Annotated in this window: 18 protein-coding genes; 8 read left to right on the top strand and 10 right to left on the bottom strand. The window is 71.4% G+C overall.

The annotated features are described in order from the left end of the window. Positions 1-3: 3 nt before the first annotated feature. From QCZ28_RS32415 to QCZ28_RS32435, 5 genes are all read right to left on the bottom strand, one after another. Positions 4-1,020, bottom strand: coding sequence for a hypothetical protein (locus tag QCZ28_RS32415; protein WP_030329778.1), 1,017 nt, complete (start codon positions 1,018-1,020; stop codon positions 4-6). A 180-nt stretch (positions 1,021-1,200) separates the two neighbouring features. Beyond that, positions 1,201-2,010 (bottom strand): inositol monophosphatase, encoded by an 810-nt coding sequence (locus QCZ28_RS32420; RefSeq protein WP_279520174.1) that lies wholly within the window; start codon positions 2,008-2,010, stop codon positions 1,201-1,203. Beyond that, a complete protein-coding gene (locus QCZ28_RS32425) occupies positions 2,003-2,455 on the bottom strand; it encodes a response regulator (protein WP_030329776.1) in 453 nt (150 codons plus the stop codon). The genes QCZ28_RS32420 and QCZ28_RS32425 overlap by 8 nt, the downstream gene beginning before the upstream one ends. After that, on the bottom strand, positions 2,452-4,185 hold the full coding sequence (locus QCZ28_RS32430; protein WP_279520177.1) for a sensor histidine kinase: 1,734 nt from the start codon (positions 4,183-4,185) through the stop codon (positions 2,452-2,454). Before QCZ28_RS32430 ends, QCZ28_RS32425 begins: the two co-directional genes overlap by 4 nt. Next, a complete protein-coding gene (locus tag QCZ28_RS32435) occupies positions 4,182-5,381 on the bottom strand; it encodes a fused response regulator/phosphatase (protein ID WP_279520179.1) in 1,200 nt (399 codons plus the stop codon). The genes QCZ28_RS32430 and QCZ28_RS32435 overlap by 4 nt, the downstream gene beginning before the upstream one ends. A 390-nt stretch (positions 5,382-5,771) precedes the next feature. Here QCZ28_RS32435 and QCZ28_RS32440 point away from each other — a divergent pair, with 390 nt between their 5' ends. The 3 genes from QCZ28_RS32440 to QCZ28_RS32450 all read left to right on the top strand — a co-directional run bounded on the left by QCZ28_RS32440 (position 5,772) and on the right by QCZ28_RS32450 (position 9,388). After that, positions 5,772-8,093 (top strand): M28 family peptidase, encoded by a 2,322-nt coding sequence (locus QCZ28_RS32440; protein WP_279520195.1) that lies wholly within the window; start codon positions 5,772-5,774, stop codon positions 8,091-8,093. A 172-nt stretch (positions 8,094-8,265) separates the two neighbouring features. Continuing rightward, complete coding sequence (locus tag QCZ28_RS32445) at positions 8,266-8,607, top strand: hypothetical protein (RefSeq protein WP_279520180.1); 342 nt, start codon at positions 8,266-8,268, stop codon at positions 8,605-8,607. A 436-nt stretch (positions 8,608-9,043) separates the two neighbouring features. Further along, positions 9,044-9,388 (top strand): type II toxin-antitoxin system HicB family antitoxin, encoded by a 345-nt coding sequence (locus QCZ28_RS32450; protein ID WP_279520182.1) that lies wholly within the window; start codon positions 9,044-9,046, stop codon positions 9,386-9,388. 148 nt (positions 9,389-9,536) lie between these two features. Here QCZ28_RS32450 and QCZ28_RS32455 read toward each other — a convergent pair whose 3' ends face one another. The 3 genes from QCZ28_RS32455 to QCZ28_RS32465 all read right to left on the bottom strand — a co-directional run bounded on the left by QCZ28_RS32455 (position 9,537) and on the right by QCZ28_RS32465 (position 11,171). Further along, positions 9,537-9,791, bottom strand: a complete 255-nt coding sequence (locus QCZ28_RS32455; protein ID WP_030329768.1) for a Smr/MutS family protein — start codon at positions 9,789-9,791, stop codon at positions 9,537-9,539. Between the two features lie 121 nt (positions 9,792-9,912). Next, a complete protein-coding gene (locus QCZ28_RS32460) occupies positions 9,913-10,281 on the bottom strand; it encodes a tetratricopeptide repeat protein (RefSeq protein ID WP_030329767.1) in 369 nt (122 codons plus the stop codon). A 119-nt stretch (positions 10,282-10,400) separates the two neighbouring features. Further along, complete coding sequence (locus tag QCZ28_RS32465) at positions 10,401-11,171, bottom strand: ROK family protein (protein WP_203120100.1); 771 nt, start codon at positions 11,169-11,171, stop codon at positions 10,401-10,403. Positions 11,172-11,233: 62 nt separating this feature from the next. Between QCZ28_RS32465 and QCZ28_RS32470 the strand changes: the two genes are divergently transcribed. The 3 genes from QCZ28_RS32470 (at position 11,234) to QCZ28_RS32480 (ending at position 14,072) form a co-directional block, all read left to right on the top strand. Next, positions 11,234-12,871 (top strand): ABC-F family ATP-binding cassette domain-containing protein, encoded by a 1,638-nt coding sequence (locus tag QCZ28_RS32470; protein ID WP_279520185.1) that lies wholly within the window; start codon positions 11,234-11,236, stop codon positions 12,869-12,871. Between the two features lie 38 nt (positions 12,872-12,909). After that, positions 12,910-13,218 carry a hypothetical protein gene (locus QCZ28_RS32475; protein WP_030329764.1) on the top strand — a complete coding sequence of 103 codons (309 nt, stop codon included), beginning with the start codon at positions 12,910-12,912 and terminating at the stop codon, positions 13,216-13,218. Between the two features lie 128 nt (positions 13,219-13,346). Then, a complete protein-coding gene (locus QCZ28_RS32480) occupies positions 13,347-14,072 on the top strand; it encodes a methyltransferase domain-containing protein (RefSeq protein ID WP_279520187.1) in 726 nt (241 codons plus the stop codon). On the opposite strand, the gene QCZ28_RS32485 is transcribed toward QCZ28_RS32480, so the two are convergent. Continuing rightward, complete coding sequence (locus tag QCZ28_RS32485) at positions 14,052-14,702, bottom strand: LacI family DNA-binding transcriptional regulator (RefSeq protein ID WP_279520189.1); 651 nt, start codon at positions 14,700-14,702, stop codon at positions 14,052-14,054. The genes QCZ28_RS32480 and QCZ28_RS32485 overlap by 21 nt on opposite strands. A gap of 119 nt (positions 14,703-14,821) precedes the next feature. After that, positions 14,822-16,324 carry an amino acid permease gene (locus QCZ28_RS32490; RefSeq protein WP_279520190.1) on the bottom strand — a complete coding sequence of 501 codons (1,503 nt, stop codon included), beginning with the start codon at positions 16,322-16,324 and terminating at the stop codon, positions 14,822-14,824. A 202-nt stretch (positions 16,325-16,526) separates the two neighbouring features. Between QCZ28_RS32490 and QCZ28_RS32495 the strand changes: the two genes are divergently transcribed. Together QCZ28_RS32495 and QCZ28_RS32500 are read left to right on the top strand one after the other, a co-directional pair. Continuing rightward, positions 16,527-18,188 (top strand): family 10 glycosylhydrolase, encoded by a 1,662-nt coding sequence (locus tag QCZ28_RS32495; protein ID WP_279520191.1) that lies wholly within the window; start codon positions 16,527-16,529, stop codon positions 18,186-18,188. Positions 18,189-18,367: 179 nt separating this feature from the next. Continuing rightward, positions 18,368-18,895 carry a phospholipase gene (locus tag QCZ28_RS32500; RefSeq protein WP_279520193.1) on the top strand — a complete coding sequence of 176 codons (528 nt, stop codon included), beginning with the start codon at positions 18,368-18,370 and terminating at the stop codon, positions 18,893-18,895. The last annotated feature ends 40 nt before the right edge of the window (positions 18,896-18,935 follow it).

Genomic DNA, 18,935 nt, shown 5'->3' on the forward strand with positions numbered 1-18,935 from the left:
GGGTCAGTACATCGAGAGATGAACATGGTTCGTGTGGGACGCCGCCGGTGAGCCGCTGCCACTGTACGAGCGCCACCCGGTGCCGGGATGCCAGATCTGCCGGTACCAGATCACGTAGAGCACGCCCAGCCGGTCGGCGTTGCGCACGTGCCAGGCGGCCAGGCTGTCCCCGTACGCCTTGTCGCCGCCGGTCGCGTTCTTGTCCTCGAAGCCGTTCGTGGCGGCCGAGAAGTCGCAGGCCCTGCCCTTCGGGTGCTCGCCGCTGCCGCCGCTGCGCTTGCAGGAGACGTGCCGCTTGTAGCCGGCCGCCTGGGTCTGCTTGAGCGCGTTGAGGGTGCGCGGCGTGATGCACCCGGAGGTGGTCGGGTCCTTCACCGAGCAGGACTCCGACGGCCAGGACCCGTCGGAGTTGCGCGGCGCGGGCTTCGCCGAGGCGGAGCTGCCACCGCTGAAACCGTTGCTGCCGCCGGAGCTGACCTCGGCCAGCGCCTCCTCGGCTTCCTTCTTCTTCTTCGCCATCACGGCGAGCTGCTTCTGCTGCTCGCGGACCTCGGCGTCGATGGCGACCTTGGCCTGCTGCGCCTGCTGCCGGGCCTCGGTGAGGTCGCGCAGCCGCTTGCTGTCCCGCTGGGCCATCAGGTCGAGGTCACCGGCGCGTTGCAGGAACGCCTCCGGCGTGGCGGTGTTGAGCAGCATCGAGACCGCGCTCAGCCGACCCACCCGGTACGACTGGGCGGCCACCTCACCCACCTGCGCACTGAGCCCGACCAGCCGACCCTCCAGCGTCGTCAGCTCGCCGTTCAGCGCCGTCTGGCGACGCTTGGAATTGTCCAGTTTGGCCTTCGCCTCGATGTGCCCCCGGGCGGTCAGCTCCAGCGCATCCTGCAGCTTCTTGCTGCCACCCTCGCCCGGCTCCGCGTACGCGGGCGCAACGGCACCGCCGAGCACCAGCGCGACGGCGGCGAGCAGGGCGAACAGAGCGCGGCGACCGAGCCGCGGGCTGAGCCTGGTCCTGGGCACGAAAGCGTCCTTCCGTAGACCGCCGGCCCCCGATTGACACTGCACGGCGACGCCGGTCGGCGGCCTGCTGGCGGAGACCGCCGGTCACGATACCGGACTGCGGGCCGGTGACCATCCCCCTGACCCTCGGGCTGTCCCGATGTCGACGCAGCGTCCCCACGCGGTCGCGCAGCGCGCCGATCAGGTGGTCAGCAGCGCGTCGTGCACCTCGGCCCAGACCTGCTCGTTGGCCGCCACGAGCAGACCGCGGCCGTCGTCGGCGGGGTGGTAGTCGACGCCGTCGAACCGGCGGGCGACACCCCCGGCGGCCCGGACCAGCAGCGTGCCCGGGGCGTGATCCCAGGGCAGGGTGCGCCAGAAGAGGACGAACTGCTGCTCGCCGGTGAGGATGTCCAGGTACTCCCGACCGGCGCAGTGCAGGCCGGGCAGCAGCTCACCGAGCCGCCGACCGCCCGCGCGGACCCGGTCGCGGGTCTCCGGCGGCAGGAACCGGGTCATCGCCGCACCGCGCAGCTCGCCGAGCTGCGGCACCGCGCCAGCGCTGTCGACCGGCCGACCGTTGAGCAGGGTGCCCTCGTCCGCCCACCCTGCGGCGAGCGTGTCGGCGAGCGGGTCGAGGATCCAACCGGCGGTCGGCCGACCGTCGCTCAGCAACGACACCATCAGGGCAAAGGGGCGGCGACCGGCGGCGAAGTTGGCAGTACCGTCGACCGGGTCGACCAGCCAGACGTCCCCGCCGTCGCGCAGGTGCCGCAGCAACCCCGGGTCGTCGGCGACGCCCTCCTCGCCGACCACCATCGAGCCCGGCCGCAGTCGCCGCAACCCCGCCGAGAGCAGCTCCTCGGCCCGGCGGTCAGCGACGGTAACCACCTCGCCGGGCGCCTTCTCCGACACGTCGTCGTCGTCGAGCTTGCGGAACAGGGGCAGCACGACCTGGTCGGCGGCCTCCCAGAGCAGGTCGCCGACGTCGTCCAGCAGGGTGTCAGCCACGCGGCGGCAGCTTGACCACGCTGACGAAGAACTCGTCGATCTGACGGACCACCGAGATGAAGCGTTCGAAGTCCACCGGCTTGGTCACGTAGGCGTTGGCGTGCAGTTGGTAGCTGCGCAGGATGTCCTCGTCGGCCTGTGAGGTGGTGAGCACCACCACCGGGATCCGCCGCAGGGTCTCGTCCTTCTTGATCTCCTCCAGCACCTCCCGGCCGTCGCGCCGGGGCAGGTTGAGGTCGAGCAGGATCAGGTCGGGTGCCACAGCGTCGGCGTACTGGCCCTCCTGCCGCAGGTAGGCGAGCGCCTCGGCCCCGTCGGAAACGACGGTCAGCCGGTTGCGCAGCTTGTGTTCCTCGAACGCCTCCTGGGTCATCAGCACGTCACCCGGGTCGTCCTCCACGAGCAGGACCTCGATCGGGCTCTTGCCATCCGCCGGCGCGGTCATCCCACCGTCTCCCTCATGTCACCCGTTCTACCGCTTTCCGTCGCCTCGTCGGCCCGGTCCGGCTGGTCCGCCTCGCCCGCCTGCTCCGTCGGCGCTGCCGGAGCCTCGGTCGAGGCCGTCGAGTCGCCCCCGGTCAGGGCGTTCGGCTGCTCCGCGGCATCGGCTGCGGTGGCCGCCTCGACGTCCTCGGGGAGTGCCGGCAGGGTGAACCGGATCGCGGTGCCCTCCGGCACGTCGGTGTCCACCCAGACCCGACCGCCGTGGTACTCGACGATCTTCTTGACGATCGCCAACCCGATGCCGGTGCCCGGGTACGCGTCCTTCGAGTGCAGCCGCTGGAAGATCACGAAGATCTTGTCGGCGAACTCCGGCTCGATCCCGATGCCGTTGTCCTGACAGGTGATCTCCCACTCGGCGCCCACCAACCGGGCCGAGATGTGCACCTTCGACGGCACGTCCGGACGGCGGAACTTGATCGAGTTGCTGACCAGGTTGGCCAGCAGGTTGGTGAGCAGCGGTTCCTCACCCGAGATCACCGGCAGCTCGGACCAGGTCAACTCGGCGTCGGCGTACTGCCGGGCGGCCTCGGTCTGGCCGGCCACGTCACCCATCACCTTGTTGAGGTCGACCTCGACGAAGCCGGTGGTGAGTCGCCCGATCCGGGAGAACGCGAGCAGGTCGTTGATCAGGCGCTGCATCCGCTGCGCGCCGTCCACCGCGAAGGCGATGTACTGATCGGCCCGCTCGTCGAGCTGCCCGGCGTACCGGCGCTGGAGCAGCTGGCAGAAGCTGGCGACCTTGCGCAGCGGCTCCTGAAGGTCATGGGAGGCCACGTACGCGAACTGCTCCAGGTCACGGTTGGAGCGGGTCAGCTCCTCGGCCTGCTTCTGGAGCTGGCTGTTGACCCACTCGATGCGCTCGCGGGCGGCCCGGACCTCCGCCAGGTCGGCGGCGATCTTCTGCCGCATCGCGTCGACGTCCTCGCCGAGCCGGACGAACTCCGGCGGGCCGGTGGTGGCGATGCCGTGCTGGTAGTCACCCTCGGCGACCTCGCGGACCTGGCCGGCCAGCCCGATCAGGGGCCGGATGACCATGCGGTCCAGGGAGAGCACCAGCAGCGCCCCGGCCACGACCACCACCAGCGCGGCAACGATCAGGAGGACGACCAGCACGTTGCTGCTGGTGCGCACGTTCGAGGCGGCCTGCTCCCGGGCGGTCAGGATCTCCTCCTGGAGGTCGTTCACCGCCGACCGCACCTGGTCGAACTGCTGCCGGGCCTGTTCGGTGACCAACGCCTGGCCGGCGCGGGTGCCGCTCTGCTCGGTGGTGGTGATCACCGGCTCTGCCACCGACTGCCGCCACTGCGCCGTCTGCTCCTCGACCATCCGCAGCTCGTGGCCGATCTGTGGATAGTCGTCGAGCAGCGTCCGCATCGAGGCGACCACGCTCTTCTCCTGATCCAGCCCTTCCTGGTAGGGGGTCAGGTCGGCCGGGTCGCCGCTGACCGCGTACCCCCGGATCGCCGTCTCCTGGTCGAGCAGCGCGTTGAGCAGCTCCTGCGACTGCACCCGCAACGGACCGGTCTGGTTCAGCACGGCGTCGATCTGGGTGCGGTTGCGGGCGGCCACCGCCGCCTCCGCGCTGGCCAGGCCGATCAGCAACAGGCCCACCACGGTGAGCAGGGTGATCACCCGGCGGCGCAGACTCCAGCCGCCGATAACCGGCTTCACCGGCCACCACCCCGGCTGACCAGCAGCATGGCCACGTCGTCGGCGAGCGGGCCACCGTTGAGCTGCTCGGCCCGGCCGACCAGCCAGGCCGGCAACTCGGGCAGCGACACCGAACGGTTCGCCGGCTCGCCCAGCAACCCGCTCAGGCCCGGCACGTCGAGCCGTTCGTCGCCGGCATCCACCCGCCCCTCGATCAGGCCGTCGGTGTACATCAGCAGAGACCAGTCATCGGTGTCGAACTCCAGGTCGTAGGCGATCGGCCGGCGGGGTCGTACGCCCAGCAGCCGGCCGCCGGGGGCGGGCACCGGGGCGACCCGACCGCCGGAGAGCAGCAGCGGTGGCGGGTGCCCGGCCAGTCGGACGGTAGCCCGGTTGGCGTCCAGATCCAGTCTGACGGTGGCCACCGTCGCGAAGATCTCCTGGAGGCGGCGCTCACTCATCAGCACCTGCTCCAGGGCGGGCAGCACCTCGTCGTCCGGCACCCCGGCGAGCACCAGGGCCCGCCAGGCCACCCGCAGCTCGACCCCGAGCGCGGCCTCATCCACCCCGTGCCCGCAGACGTCGCCGACGATCAGGTCGAGGCGGTCCGGGTGCGTCTGCACCACGTCGAAGAAGTCCCCGCCGATCAACGCGGCGTGCCGGCCGGGCCGGTAGAAGGTGTGCACCGCCACCTGGTCGGTCGTCATCAGCGGCTGGGGCAGCAGGCCACGTTCGAGGCGGGCCGACTCGGCCTGGCGCAGCTCGACCTCACGCAGGCGGCGGGCGTTCTCGTCGGCGCGCTTACGCTCCACGGCGTAGCGCAGTGCCCGGGTCAGCAGCACCCCGTCGACCTGGCCCTTGACCAGGTAGTCCTGTGCACCCTCGGCGACCGCCACCACGCCCAGGTGCTCGTCGGTGCGGCCGGTGAGCACGCAGACAGCGGCGCCGCTGGACATCTCCAGCAGCTGGCGCAACCCGTCCAGCCCCTGCGCGTCCGGCAGGCCCAGGTCGAGCAGGACGCAGTCGACGTCGCCGATCCGCTGCCGGGCCTCGCGGAGGCTGGTGGCGACCAGCAGGTCGATCATCGAGTTCGTCTCGGCGAGCAGCTCACCGACCAGGAACGCGTCGCCCTCGTCGTCCTCCACCAGCAGCACCCGTAGCCGCTCACCCGGCGGCAGGTTGGCGTGCCGCGCCAGGCCACCGTGCGGGTACGGCACAACTGGGGAACCGGCCAAGCCGGCCCCCCGGTGCGGCCGGGTCACCGCCGCGAGACGCGGGAGTTCGCTGGTGATGTCGGGCTCCTTCCGAGTGCCCTGCTGATCCTGTATTAGACAACGGTCGCACACAACACGACGCCTGCGGCGCGGGCGGGGATGGGCCGCATCACTGCCCGACCGATGACAAACCGGGCGGCTGGCGGACGTCGGGCGACCGGCCGTCCCATCCGCGGCCGTTGCCGGGCAGGATGGTCCCACCCCAGGCCCCACCACCCCCGAGGAGTCCCCGTGGGCGCACCCACCACCCCGGCCGAGACGGGCACGCGGCCCCGTCCGAGTCCGGGCGTACCCCCTGCCGACCGGGCGCTGACCCGCCCACGCCGGCGGCTCGTGGCCGCCGCGGCGGCGCTTGTCGCGCTGACCGCGCTCGGCGCCGGCAGTCTGCTCGACCTGCGCACCCCGACCCCCAGGCCGACCGACGCGCCGGCGGACGCGTTCAGCGCCGACCGGGCGTACGAGGACGTCCAGGTGATCGCCGCCCGGACGCACGTCGCCGGCAGCCCGGCCAACGAGCAGGTCCGGGCGCACCTTGAGCAGCAGCTGCGCGGGCTGGGCCTGGAGACCGAGGTGCAGGACACCGTGGCGCCGGAGGCCGGTCAGCTCAGCGGCGCGGCGGGCGGCGCGACAGTGGCCCGGGTCCGCAACGTGGTGGCCCGGCTGCCCGGCACCGACTCGACCGGTCGGGTCTTCCTGGTCGCCCACTACGACTCGGTGCAGACCGGGCCGGGTGGCAACGACGACGCGGCCGGCACGTCGGCCATCCTGGAGGTGGCCCGCGCGCTGACCACCGGCCCCCGACCCCGCAACGACATCGTCTTCGTGCTGACCGACGCCGAGGAGGCGTGCCTCTGCGGGGCCGCCGCGTTCGCCGCCAGTCATCCGCTCGCCGCCGACGGTGGGGTGGTGCTCAACCTGGAGGCGCGGGGCTCCACCGGGCCGGTGATCATGTTCGAGACGTCCCGGAACAACGCGAAGCTGGTGGACATCTTCGGCCGGGCCGCCCCGCACCCGGTCGGCACCTCGTTCGCGGTGGAGATCTACCGCGCGCTGCCCAACGACACCGACTTCACCGCCTTCCTCGATGAAAAGTTCGTCGGGCTGAACTCGGCGTACATCGACGGCGGGGCGATCTACCACACGCCGTTGGACACTCCTGCCGCCCTGGACCGGGGCAGCCTCCAGCAGCACGGGGACAACGCGTTGGGCCTGGCCCGGGAGTTCGGCGGCACCGACCTGACCGACCTGCGCTCCGGGCACGACGCCACCTACTTCCCCGTCCCCGGCGGGCTGGTCCGCTACCCGGGCACACTGACCCTGCCGTTGGCACTGCTCGCGGTGGTCGCGGTGGCCGCCCTGGCCTGGCTGACCCGCCGCAGCGGCCGGGCCAGCACCGGCCGGCTGGCCGCCGGCTTCGCGCTGGCCCTGGTGCCGATCATCGCCGCGCCGGTCGCCGCCCAACTGCTCTGGCTGGCGATCACCACGATCCGACCGGGGTACGCGGAGCTGCTCGACCCGTACCGGCCGATCTGGTACCGGCTGGCCGTTGTGGCGCTCGCCGCCGCCATCCTGTTCGCCTGGTACGCGCTGACCCGCCGCCGGATCGGCCCGGCCGCGCTCGCCGTCGGCGGGCTGGCCTGGCTGGCAGTGCTCGGGGTGCTGCTCGCCGTGGCGGTGCCGGGTGGGGCGTACCTCACCACCCTGCCGGCGCTGGCCGGCGCCGTCGGCGGGCTGGTCGCGCTGCGTACCCGGCAGACCGGGCCGTGGCCGGTGGTGGCGGTGACGGCCGCCGCGGCCGTCGGTGTGGTCATCCTGCTGCCCACCGTGGTGCTGCTCTTCCCCGCGCTGGGGATGGCGATGGGCGGGGTGGCCGCGCTGGTGGCGGTGCTGCTCGGCCTGGTCGCCCTGCCGGTGGTCGACCTGCTGCACCCGCAGGCCGGCGGCCAGCGCGGGATGCTGGCGCTGCGGGCCCGGCGGCTCGCGGTGCTGCCGGCCGGTGCGGCCGCCGTGGCGACGGTGGTGCTCGCCGGGGTCGGCCTGGCCGTGGACCGCTTCGACGCCGCCCACCCGGTGCCGACCCACCTGATGTACGCCATGGACGCCGGCACCGGCCAGGCCCGTTGGCTCAGCCACGAGAGCGACCCGCAGCCGTGGACCGACGGTTACGTGGACGGGGTGACCGACATCGGCGACGACTTCCCCGGGCTCGGCGACGCTGAGCTGCGGGCCGGCCCGGCGCAGGCGGCGAACCTGCCGGCGCCGAAGCTGGAGTTGGTGCTGACCGACGCCGCCGCCGGTGACGTGCGCACCCTGCGGCTGCGGCTCACCCCGCAGCGGGTCGCCCGGATCGCCACACTGCACGTCGACACGTCGACCGCCACGGTGCTGCGCGCCGAGGTGGCGGGGCGGTCGGTGCCGGTGGAGCCCCGGGACGGCAAGTGGGGCTTCGGGCTGGTGTTCCACGCCCCGCCGGCCGAGGGCATCGAGGTCACGTTGGCGGTGCGGCCGATCGCCGGGCAGGTGGCGCTGCGGGCGATGGACGCCAGCGACGGCTTGGACGCGCTGCCCGGCTTCCGGCCCCGGCCGCCGGCCGTCGGCGTCGTCGGGTCGCACAGCTCGGAAATGCTGGCGGTCGCCCGCACCTACCAGTTCTAGAACGACGACGGCGGGGGACCGTCTCCGGTCCCCCGCCGCGCCACTCAGCCAAGCTGGTCGAACCTGACTCCCGGCGCGTCCGCCCCCGGAACCGAGGCCGACCCGCTCGGGGTCGGTGCGGCGCGGCTGGCCCAGGTCGCTCGACGCTCACACAACAGCGGATACTTCGCTCATGACGCTGGCTCCGCCCCGCACCCACCTCGCCGACGCGCGCTCCTCGTTCCTGGTGCTGGCCGGCTGGTACGTGGCCGCCATCGTGTCGTTCGGCCTGTTCCTCGGCACGCTCTCCGGGTCGGTCCCGACGGACTGCGGCGAGGCGTGCGACTCCGAACGGTCGAGGGCGCTGCTCTTCGGGCTCTACGTGGCCCTTCCGGCGGTGTTCCTCGCGTTGCTGGTCAGCCTGGCGACGCTCGCAATGCTCCTCTCCCGTGCCCGGATCCGCTCGTCAGCCCTGGTGGGCACCCTCTCCGCGCTGCCGCTGCTCGCCTGTGCACTCCTCACGGCCAGCCTCTGACCCCACTCCGGCCACCTGCCGCCGTCCGCGGAAGCGACTGAGCGAGCCTTGCCGGTGCGCTTTACATGATCAAGCTCTTGGCGAGGAGATCGAGTTCCGTGCGCCGGCCGACAAACATCGACCCTCCCGAAGCTAGATTGCATCTAGCTTGGTGCAGCCCGCCTAAATCCGAGGTCGCTACCGAAGCTCCCGGCGGCGCTACGTCAGCACCCCAGCGCCGAAGCGTCGACGTCCGAACGCTCGGCCCAACCCGGAGCGCCTGAGGGACAAGGGAGCACTACTTCGGGGAGCCGCGGCAAGACGGGACTTCCCACGCAGTCTTCAAAATGCCGTGGGCGGGAGACCCGCGCGTAAATATCCAGAATGACAAAGGCAAGGCAAAGGCGTACCAAGTACGACAAGTGCCAAAGGCAATCGAAAAGAAGGAGGCCATGTGATGCAGAACGTTGCCCGTCCCGAGGTAACCCACTACACCTACCGCGTTACGTGGTCGGCCCAGGACAACGAATTCGTCGCCACCTGCGCCGAATTTCCCTCTCTCTCGTGGCTGGCTTCCTCCCAAATCGATGCCCTGCGGGGACTTGAAGACCTGCTCCGTGAGGTAATCGCAGACATGGAGCAGCAAGGCGAGGAAGCTCCAGAGCCGTTCGCCGAACGTAGCTACTCAGGCAAGTTCAACGTTCGCGTCGGAGAAGACCTGCACCGCGAGCTGGCAACCCATGCCGCGGAGGACGGACTGAGCCTCAACCAATACGTCGTACGGAAGCTAGCAGCGGCCTGATATACGCAGAAGGTCCGGCTCCCACTGAGGGGCCAGGCCCATGCATTCCTGTCGGTGGGTTGAACCGCTGAAGAATGCCACGACGTGTACGACAAGACCCTTACCGAGGCACCTTGGCCTCAGGCGCAGGTCAGATCGCATGTCGTCGCTATTTCCAGCGGAAGTGGACGAAGAGGCGGCCGAAGTTCTTCGAGTCCTTCTCCACCCGGTGGTAGAGCTGCTTGACGTCCTTCTGGTCGAGGAACCGCAGCACCCGCTTCTTGAGCTGGCCGGACCCCTTACCGGGGATGATCTCGACGAGGGTGGCCTTCTTCGCCACCGCCTCGTCCATGATCCCGCGCAGGGCCCGGTCGATGTCGTGGCCCTTGTTGAAGATCTCGTGCAGGTCCAGCTTGAGCTTCATGCCGCAGCCCCCGGCCGGTCAGGTCCCATGTCCGCCATCCTAGGCACGTCCGCCGGGTCGTCCGACGACGACGAAGGGGCGGCCCCGTGGGACCGCCCCCGCACTCGTCACCGGGTCAGGCTCAGCGCCTGCCGCCCAGGCGGGTCTCCACCCGCTCCAGCGCGGTCCGGTAGTCGTCGTTGGCCGCGTACATCGCGGCGGCGATGCGCAGGTGCCGCAGCGCGTCGTTGTGCCGGTTGAGCCGCTCCAGCGTCCGACCGAGCACGTGGTGCGCGTAGTGGTCGCTGGGGTCCCGCTCGATCAGCTCGCGCAGGTGCTCCTCGGCCCGAGTGAGCTGGGCCGACTGGAAGTACGCCCGGGCCAGCAACTGCCGGACCGCCGCGTTGCCGGGTTCGGCGTCGATGATCGGCTCCAGCAGTCGGGCTGCCCCGCTGGGGTCACCGGTTTCGAAGAACATGGTCGCCCGCCGGTAGTCCGCCAGAAGATCCATCTGCCACCTCCTCGGGTCGCACCGTCACCTGTTCCGACGCTGGCACAACACTGGAAGTTTGGCGACTGTTCCCGGGGTCGAGATCGGGCCAGTTCCGGCCGCCCAGTGCCGCCGAAGGGTCAGGTGCGGGCGTCCCGGCGTCCGGCGGAGAGCTCCCAGGCGCGTACGCCGCCGACGATCCCGGCGGTGTTCGGCACCACCACCACGTCGTCGCCCATCCGGGCCAGCTGCTCGGGCCGGATCAGTCGGGAGTTGCCCCCGCCCAGGTAGAGCCGGTCCCAGCGGAACACCGGGCGGAGCCCGTCCACCACCTGCCGGATCCGCCGGGACCAGAAGGCGTCGCCGAGCCGTCGACGTTCCGGCTCGCCGACGTACGTGTCGTAGGTGGTGCCCCAGCGCACCGGCGCGTGTGAGAGCTCCAGGTGCGGTGCGAGCACCCCGCCGTCGAAGAGCGCGCTGCCCAGCCCCGTTCCCAGGGTCAGCACCAGCTCGCAGCCGGTGCCGGCGACCACCCCGGCGCCATGCACCTCGGCGTCGTTGAGCACCAGCGCGGGCACCCCGAAGGCGTCGGCCAGCGCGCCCCGCGCGTCCCAGCCGGACCACTCGGCGAGCAGGTCCGGGTCGACCCGGGTGCGGGGGCCGTTGCGGGTCACGTAGTGCGGGGTGCTCACCACCACGCCGTGCCGGATCATCCCGGGTACGCCGACCGTGAGCCGGTCCGCCGTCGGCAGGCGCCCGCCCAGATCCAGCAGGGTCCGGACAAACAACGCGGGCGGCAGAGGGTACGGGGTGGGCACCCGCAACGGCCGGGCCCGCATCGTTCCCGCCTCGTCGAGCACGGACGCCTTGATGCCCCCGCCGCCGCAGTCGATCGCCAGTGTGGTCACCACGTCGTTGAGTCTGCCCGCTGCCGGCGGTTGGTATGCGGGCGGCCGGATAGGCTGCCGTCCTGATGAGCGCCACGATGATCGTCAAGGACCTGGCCGCCGGGCACGGCGACCGCCCGCTCTTCGCCGGACTGGACCTGGTGGTCGCCCCCGGCGACGTGGTGGGGCTGGTCGGGCCGAACGGGGCCGGCAAGTCGACGCTGCTGCGTACCCTCGCCGGGTTGTTGCCGGTCGAGGCCGGCAGCGTGCGGCTCAGCCCACCCACCGCGAGCGTCGGACATCTGCCACAGGAGCCGGAGCGGCGGCCGGGCGAGACGGTCCGCGACTTCCTGGCCCGCCGGACCGGGGTGACCGCCGCGCAGGCGGCACTGGACGCGGCGACCGAGGCGCTGACCGCCGGGGCGGCGGGCGCGGACGACGCGTACGGCGACGCGTTGGAGCGCTGGCTCGCCCTGGGCGGCGCGGACCTGGAGGAACGCGCCGAGCTGGTGAGCGCCGACCTGGGACTCGCCGTCGACCTGGACCACCCGATGACCGGGCTCTCCGGCGGCCAGGCGGCTCGCGCCGGGTTGGCGTCGCTGCTGCTCAGCCGGTACGACGTGTTCCTGCTCGACGAGCCGACCAACGACCTGGACCTGGCCGGGTTGGAACGGCTGGAGGAGTTCGTCACCGGGCTGCGGGCCGGCACGGTGCTGGTCAGCCACGACCGGGAGTTCCTCACCCGCACGGTGACCCGGGTGCTGGAGCTGGACCTGCCGCAGCAGCAGGTCAATCACTACGGCGGCGGTTACGCGGCATACCTGGAGGAGCGCGAGGTGGCCCGTCGGCACGCCCGCGCGGACTTCGAGGAGTACGCGGACACGAAGGCCGGCCTGGAGGCGCGGGCCCGCACCCAGCGCGGCTGGATGGAGAAGGGCGTGAAGAACGCCCGTCGCAAGGCCACCGACAACGACAAGATCGGCCGTAAGTTCCGCAGCGAGTCGAGCGAGAAGCAGGCTGCCAAGGCCAAGCAGACCGAACGGCTGATCGAGCGGCTGGAGGTGGTCGAGGAGCCCCGCAAGGAGTGGGAGCTGCGGATGGAGATCGCCGCCGCGCCCCGCGCCGGCGCCGTCGTGGCCACGCTGCGCTCAGCGGTGGTACGCCGGGGTGGCTTCACCCTCGGCCCGGTCGACCTCCAGATCGACTGGGCGGACCGGGTCGCGGTGACCGGGGCCAACGGCTCGGGCAAGTCCACCCTGCTGGCCGCGCTGCTGGGGCGGTTGCCGCTGGACGAGGGCACCGCCTCGCTCGGGCCCGGTGTGGTGGTGGGCGAGGTGGACCAGGCCCGTGGGTTGTTCCTCGGCGACGCGCCGCTGATCGACGCGTTCCACGCGGCCGTACCCCACATGTCGCCGGCCGACGCGCGGACCCTGCTGGCGAAGTTCGGGCTGCGCGCGGCGCACGTGCCCCGACCGGCGGCCACCCTCTCCCCCGGTGAGCGGACCCGGGCTGCGCTGGCCCTGCTCCAGGGCCGTGGGGTGAACCTGCTGGTGCTGGACGAGCCCACCAACCACCTGGACCTGCCCGCCATCGAGCAGCTCGAATCGGCGCTGGCCAGCTACCCCGGGACGCTGCTGCTGGTCACCCACGACCGCCGGATGCTGGCCGCCATCGAGACCAACCGGCGACTGCGGGTGGACGCCGGGCGGATCGCCGAGGATTGATCCGTGCCGGCGGGCCGGCGCGGGGTGAGAATGACGCCATGCTCAAGTGGGAGTACGCCCTGCTGGTCCGCCGCCGCCAGGCCGCGACCAACGACCTCGGCTGGGAGGTCGTCTTCGTCTGGTACGGCCCGGACGGCTCGATGGTCGACGTGACGCCCTACGGTGACACCTCACTGGCCCACCTGAACCGGGCCGGCGACCAGGGCTGGGAGTTGGTCGCGATGAGCGAGGACCCGTCCCTGCCCGGCAACCACGAACTGCACCGCTATCACCTCAAGCGGCCGAAGCCCGCCGATCCGCCGCCCCGCCAGCGGATGCGCGGTGGGCGCCGCACCATCTCCGGCTGACTCGCGGCCCGGCCCGGCCCGCATCCCGCGACACTCGCGTGGGCGGCCTCGCCCCAGCGAGCGGCGAGGTGGACGAGCGGGGCATAACGGGCGCGATTGCGGGTAACGCGCGGCGGGAGGTGACCCGAATGGTCGCTTTGGCGCAGACTCCACCCTCGGCCGACCGGCTGCGGGCGATCGACGAATTCCTCGCCCAGGCATGGGCGGACCAGGTCCGCCACGATGAGCGGTTGCGGAACCTGACGGTCGAGGTGCGCTTCGACCGGGGGGTGGCCCATCTGAGCGGCGAGGTGGCCGAGCCCGCCCAACTGCGGCTGGTGCGGGACCTGGTGGGGCGGCTCGCCGGGGTCTACGGCGTCTGGTGCCGGGTCGGCATCGGCGGGCGGGCGCCGGTGGTCGTGGACCTCGGTTGCGGGCCGACCAAGCAGTGGTCGAGCAACCTGGGGCTGGACATCTACCCGGCGCCCGGCGTGGACGCGGTCGCGGACCTGTCCGGCTCACTACCGCTCGCCGACAACTCGGTGGACGTCCTCTTCGCTGTGCACATCCTGGAGCACCTGATCGACTTCCTGCCGCTGGTCGACGAGTGCCATCGGGTGCTCCGTCCCGGTGGTGTGCTGCACGTGATGAGCCCCTGGTGGGGTCATGTGAACGCGGTGGCCGACCCGACCCACGTGCGGCTGATGGACGTGCAGACGTTCAAGGGCATCTGTCAGCTCCGGCCCCCGGGCACCCCGCGCTGGTACCCACTGCACGCCGGCTGCGACGGCGCCTCGATCTTCGCCGACCTGACCCCCCTCCCCCCGGACGCCGACCCGGCACCCCAATCCCACCTAGCCCGCTTCTTCGACTGACCCACCCCGCCTCACCCCGGTGGATTCGCGGAGGTGGAGGCGGTACGGGGCCTTCAGTTGCCGGGTGGGGAGGGTGGGGTTGCCGGTCAGGCGGTCGGCGAGGAGTTGAACGGCCAGGCGGGCGATCTGCTCCTTGTCCGGGGCGAGGGTGCTCAGGGCCGGGATGGCGAACCTGCCGTCCTCGATGTCGTCGAAGCCGGCCACCGCCACGTCCTCGGGCACCCGCAGGCCGGCCAGGTCCGCCGCGGTGAGCCCCAGCGGGCTGAGGATGAGCCCGTCGATCAGGTGGCCGGTGATGCCTGAGGCGAGGACCCGTTGCTGCTCCCGCCGACCGCCGGTCTGGTCGATCAGCACCGTCCAGCCGTGCTCGGCGGCGGCGCTGACCACGTAGCGGGCCAGCTCGGCGAAGTACGGGATGTCCAGTTCCGGAACGGCCAGCGCGATCACGCCGGTACGCCCCTTGCGGAGGTGCCGGGCGGAGAGGTTGGACCGGTAGTTGAGTTCGCTGATCGCCTCCTCGACCCGCGCCCGGGTGTCCGGTCGGACATGGACGTGGCCGTTCACCACGTTGGAGACGGTCTTCACGGCGACGCCGGCTCGCTCGGCCACGTCCTTGAGTCTGTGTCGCACGCCGCAACCTCCCCGAGGTGACGGGCGCACCATACCGTCAGCGCCACCCCTGCCAGGGGTCTCAGCGACAGGGAAAGGGCTCCTCGCAGCAGCAAGGGGCCCTTCCTCGTTCCGTCGGATCAGCTGTCGGCGGTCGGCTCACGGGGGCCCGGGGCGACCGCGGGCTCGTGTCGGGCCAACCGGTTGCGGCGGTAGCCGTAACCGAAGTAGATCAACGCGCCGAGCAGCATCCAGGCCAGGAACCGCAGCCAGGTCTCCACCGACAGGTTGAGCATCAGGTAGAAGCAGGCCAGCGCCGAGACGATCGGCAGCACCGGCGAGAACGGCACCCGGAACGGCCGCTCCAGGTCCGGACGCCTGCGGCGCAGGATCGGCACCGCCACCGACACCAGCACGAAGGCGCAGAGCGCGCCGATGCTGACCAGGTCGGCCAGCGCGGACAGCGGCAGGAAGCCGGCCAGCAGCGCGACCGCCACCGTCATGATCGCCGAGATCCGGTACGGGGTCCCCCAGCGCGGGTGCACCTTCGCGATCGATGGTGGGATCAGCCCGTCCCGGGCGATGGCGAAACCGATCCGCCCCATCGCCACCAGGTCGACCAGGATGACGCTGGTCAGGCCGGCGACCGCGGCGATGGAGACCAGCACTGCCGCCCAGCCCGCGCCGACCGACTCGAAGGCCGACGCGATCGGGGCGCCCCGGTCGATCTCGCTGTACGGAACCATCCCGACCACCACGAGCGACACGCCGATGTAGAGCACCGTGGAGATCAGCAGCGTGCCGAGCAGACCCAGGGTGAGATCCCGCTTGGGCTTGCGCGTCTCCTCACCGAGGTTCGCCACGGCCTCGAACCCGGTGTACGCGAAGAAGACCACGGCGGCGGCGCTGAGCACCCCGACGAAGCCGAAGACCGACGGCTCCAGCCCGAACAGCGCCTGGGTGACCGGTTGCTTGATGCCGTCGTCGCCGCTTCCGGCGGGCTCGGCCGGCGGGATGAACGGGGTGAGGTTGGCGGCCTTGACGAAGAACAGCCCGGCGACCACCACGAAGACACAGATGGCCACCTTGACCAGCACCAGCAGGTTGGTGATCCGGGCGGATTCGCGGATGCCGACGATGGCCACGATGCCGAGGATCAGCACGATGGCGATGGCGCCCACGTTGACGGTGCTGCCCTCCTCGCCGAACCACCGGGTCGGCAGGTCGAGCAGTTCGGCGAGGTAGCCGGACCAGCCCCGGGCCACCACCGCGGCGCCGAGCGCGAACTCCAGCAGCAGGTCCCAGCCGATGATCCAGGCGACGATCTCGCCCATCGTGGCGTACGCGTAGGTGTAGGCGCTGCCGGCGGTCGGCACGCTGGAGGCCAGTTCGGCGTAGCAGAGGGCGGCGAGCAGGGCTACCACGCCGGCGATGGCGAAGGAGATCACCACGCCCGGCCCGGCGCTGTCCCGGGCTTCGATCCCGGTGAGCGTGAAGATGCCGGTGCCGATCACGATGCCGATGCCGAAGCCGGTGAGGTCGATCGCGCCGAGCCGTCGCTTCAGCCCCAGTTGGCCGTCGCTGCCGTCCGCCTCACCCTGGGCTATCACGTCCTTGATTGGTTTTGTGCGCAGCACGGACACCCGGTCACCCCTCCCACCGTGCGACCACCTCCGTGGCGGCCGGTGACCGCCGTTGCTACCCAGCGGTGCGATTGGTCAACCCCGAACTCTTGCGGCGATGGCCAGACTGTGAAAATTTCCTACCAGGAACGCGGACACCGACGGCGAATGTTGCCGCGCGCCGCGCGAAACATCCGGGAGCCCCACCGAAGGGACACACCGCATGAAAGCCACCCAACTCGGAGCCGCCGGGCTGGTCGCAGCCCTGCTCGGCACATTCGTCAGCGTCACCCCCGCGAGCGCCGCGCCCAGCGCGGCCGACACCACCACCACCGCTGCCTGCGCCACCGACCCGGCCACCCCCAAGCGACAGTTCCGGGCCATGTGGATCTCGTCGGTGGTCAACATCGACTGGCCCAGCAAGGCGTCCCAGACCGCGCCGGACCGGATCGCCGCCCAGCAGGCCGAGTACCGCGAACTGCTCGACCTGGCCGGGCGCCTGAACCACAACGCCGTCGTGGTGCAGGTCCGGCCCACCGCCGACGCGCTCTGGCCCTCGCCGTACGAGCCGTGGTCGGAATACCTGACCGGGGTACGCGGCCAGGACCCCGGCTGGGACCCGCTGGCCTTCCTGGTCGACGAGTCGCACAAACGGAACCTGGAGTTCCACGCCTGGTTCAACCCGTACCGCGTCTCCATGCCGGCCCCCGGCGGCGCCGGCGCCGACCTGGCCCAACTCGCCCCCGGCCACCCGGCCCAGCAGCACCCCGACTGGACGTTCGCCTACCCACCGGCCGGCGTGGCCGGCAGCCGGCTCTACTACAACCCGGGAATCCCCGAGGTCCGCGAGTTCGTCCAGACCGCCATGATGGACGCGGTCAAGCGGTACGACATCGACGGCGTCCACTTCGACGACTACTTCTACCCCTACCCGAGCGGCACCTACCAGGTGCCGGACGACGCGACCTTCGCGGCCCACAACCGGGGCTTCACCGACCGGGCCGACTGGCGGCGGGACAACATCAACCTGCTGATCCAGGAGATGAACGGCAAGATCAAGGCGGCGAAGCCGTGGGTGAAGTTCGGGGTCAGCCCGTTCGGCATCTGGCGCAACAAGACCGCCGACCCGCTCGGTTCGGACACCACCGGCAGCCAGTCGTACGACATCATCTCCGCCGACACCCGCAAGTGGGTCAAGCAGGAGTGGGTCGACTACGTGGTGCCGCAGCTCTACTGGTACATCGGCCAGTACCCGGCGGCGGACTACGCGCGGCTGGTGCCGTGGTGGGCCGAGACGGTGCGTGGCACCCGGGTGCAGCTCTACATCGGCCAGGCCGACTACAAGAGCGGCGACCCGGCGTACGGGCCGTACTGGCAGAACCCGCGCGAGCTGTCCGACCATCTGATGCTCAACCGGTCGTACCCGGAGGTGCAGGGCAATGTGCACTTCTCCGCCGTGCAGGTACGGGCCAACCGGCTCGGTGCCACCGACATCTACGCGGCTGAGCACTACTCCCGCCCGGCGCTGGTGCCGGCCATGCCCCACCTGCCGGCCCGCCCGCTGCTCTTCCCGGTGGTCACCAAGACGACCCGGCAGGCCGACGGGGTCCGGCTCACCTGGCGGCAGCCCGCCGACGGCGTCGGCCCGCTCGGCACCGCCATCTCGTACGCGATCTACCGGTTCGACGGCACCACGCTGCCCGTCCGGTGCGCCACGGCCGACGCCGCGAACCTGGTCGGCACCGTCCGCGCCACGGCCGGGGCCAGCCAGTCCTGGGTGGACACCTCGGCCGAGCCCGGCCGGCGCTACACCTACCAGCTGACCGCCCTGGACCGGTCCGCCAACGAGAGCCCCTCGAGCCCGCCGGCCTTCGTGCTGCGCTGACCCGATTCCTGAGTGCCCCGGACGCCACGCGCGTCCGGGGCATTCGTCTGTTTCAACGCATGTCACCAATAGTTGGCAAGGCACATACCGCGTAGTTGATCAGCTGATCGACACTCATCGACATCCGGTAACCCGCCGGTAACTTCGGTCCCACCGCTCACCCCCCGCGGAGGTAACCCGTGCCCCGACGTCTCGCCACCCTGCTCGCCTCGGGCGCGTTAGCGCTGCTCGCCACCCTCACCATCGCCTCCCCCGCCGCCGCCGTCACCCCCGCCCAGAAGCTGTCCGTGCTGTCCAGCTGGACCCAGACCAGCGCGTCCAGCTACAACTCGTGGAACAGCGCCCGGGTCAACCGGGCCCCCTGGGCCGAGTACAACTTCAACTGGTCCACCGACTACTGCTCGTCCAGCCCGGACAACCCGCTCGGGTTCACCTTCAACCTGGGCTGCTACCGGCACGACTTCGGCTACCGCAACTACAAGGCGGTCGGCCAGTTCCCCGCCAACAAGTCCCGCCTCGACAGCGCCTTCTACGAGGACCTGAAGCGGGTCTGCGCGACGTACAACTCGGTCGTCCGGCCGGCCTGCTACAGCCTGGCCTGGACCTACTACCAGGCGGTCAGCATCTTCGGTTCGGTGGCAGCCGTCCAGCAGGCCGACATCGACCGCGCCGCCCGAATGAAGGCCGAAGCCGAAGCCCGCCAGTAACCCCCCACCCCACCCCCACCCCCACCCCCACCCCGTTGTT

It is taken from the genome of Micromonospora sp. DH14 (assembly GCF_029809455.1).
GTDB lineage: Bacteria > Actinomycetota > Actinomycetes > Mycobacteriales > Micromonosporaceae > Micromonospora > Micromonospora parva.

Excerpts from the sequence above, each read along its gene's own strand:
- QCZ28_RS32425 (WP_030329776.1), bottom strand. The coding sequence starts at position 2,455 with ATGACCGCGCCGGCGGATGGCAAGAGCCCGATCGAGGTCCTGCTCGTG.
- QCZ28_RS32445 (WP_279520180.1), top strand. The coding sequence starts at position 8,266 with ATGACGCTGGCTCCGCCCCGCACCCACCTCGCCGACGCGCGCTCCTCG.
- QCZ28_RS32450 (WP_279520182.1), top strand. The coding sequence starts at position 9,044 with ATGCAGAACGTTGCCCGTCCCGAGGTAACCCACTACACCTACCGCGTT.
- QCZ28_RS32455 (WP_030329768.1), bottom strand. The coding sequence starts at position 9,791 with ATGAAGCTCAAGCTGGACCTGCACGAGATCTTCAACAAGGGCCACGAC.
- QCZ28_RS32460 (WP_030329767.1), bottom strand. The coding sequence starts at position 10,281 with ATGGATCTTCTGGCGGACTACCGGCGGGCGACCATGTTCTTCGAAACC.
- QCZ28_RS32470 (WP_279520185.1), top strand. The coding sequence starts at position 11,234 with ATGAGCGCCACGATGATCGTCAAGGACCTGGCCGCCGGGCACGGCGAC.
- QCZ28_RS32475 (WP_030329764.1), top strand. The coding sequence starts at position 12,910 with ATGCTCAAGTGGGAGTACGCCCTGCTGGTCCGCCGCCGCCAGGCCGCG.
- QCZ28_RS32480 (WP_279520187.1), top strand. The coding sequence starts at position 13,347 with ATGGTCGCTTTGGCGCAGACTCCACCCTCGGCCGACCGGCTGCGGGCG.
- QCZ28_RS32495 (WP_279520191.1), top strand. The coding sequence starts at position 16,527 with ATGAAAGCCACCCAACTCGGAGCCGCCGGGCTGGTCGCAGCCCTGCTC.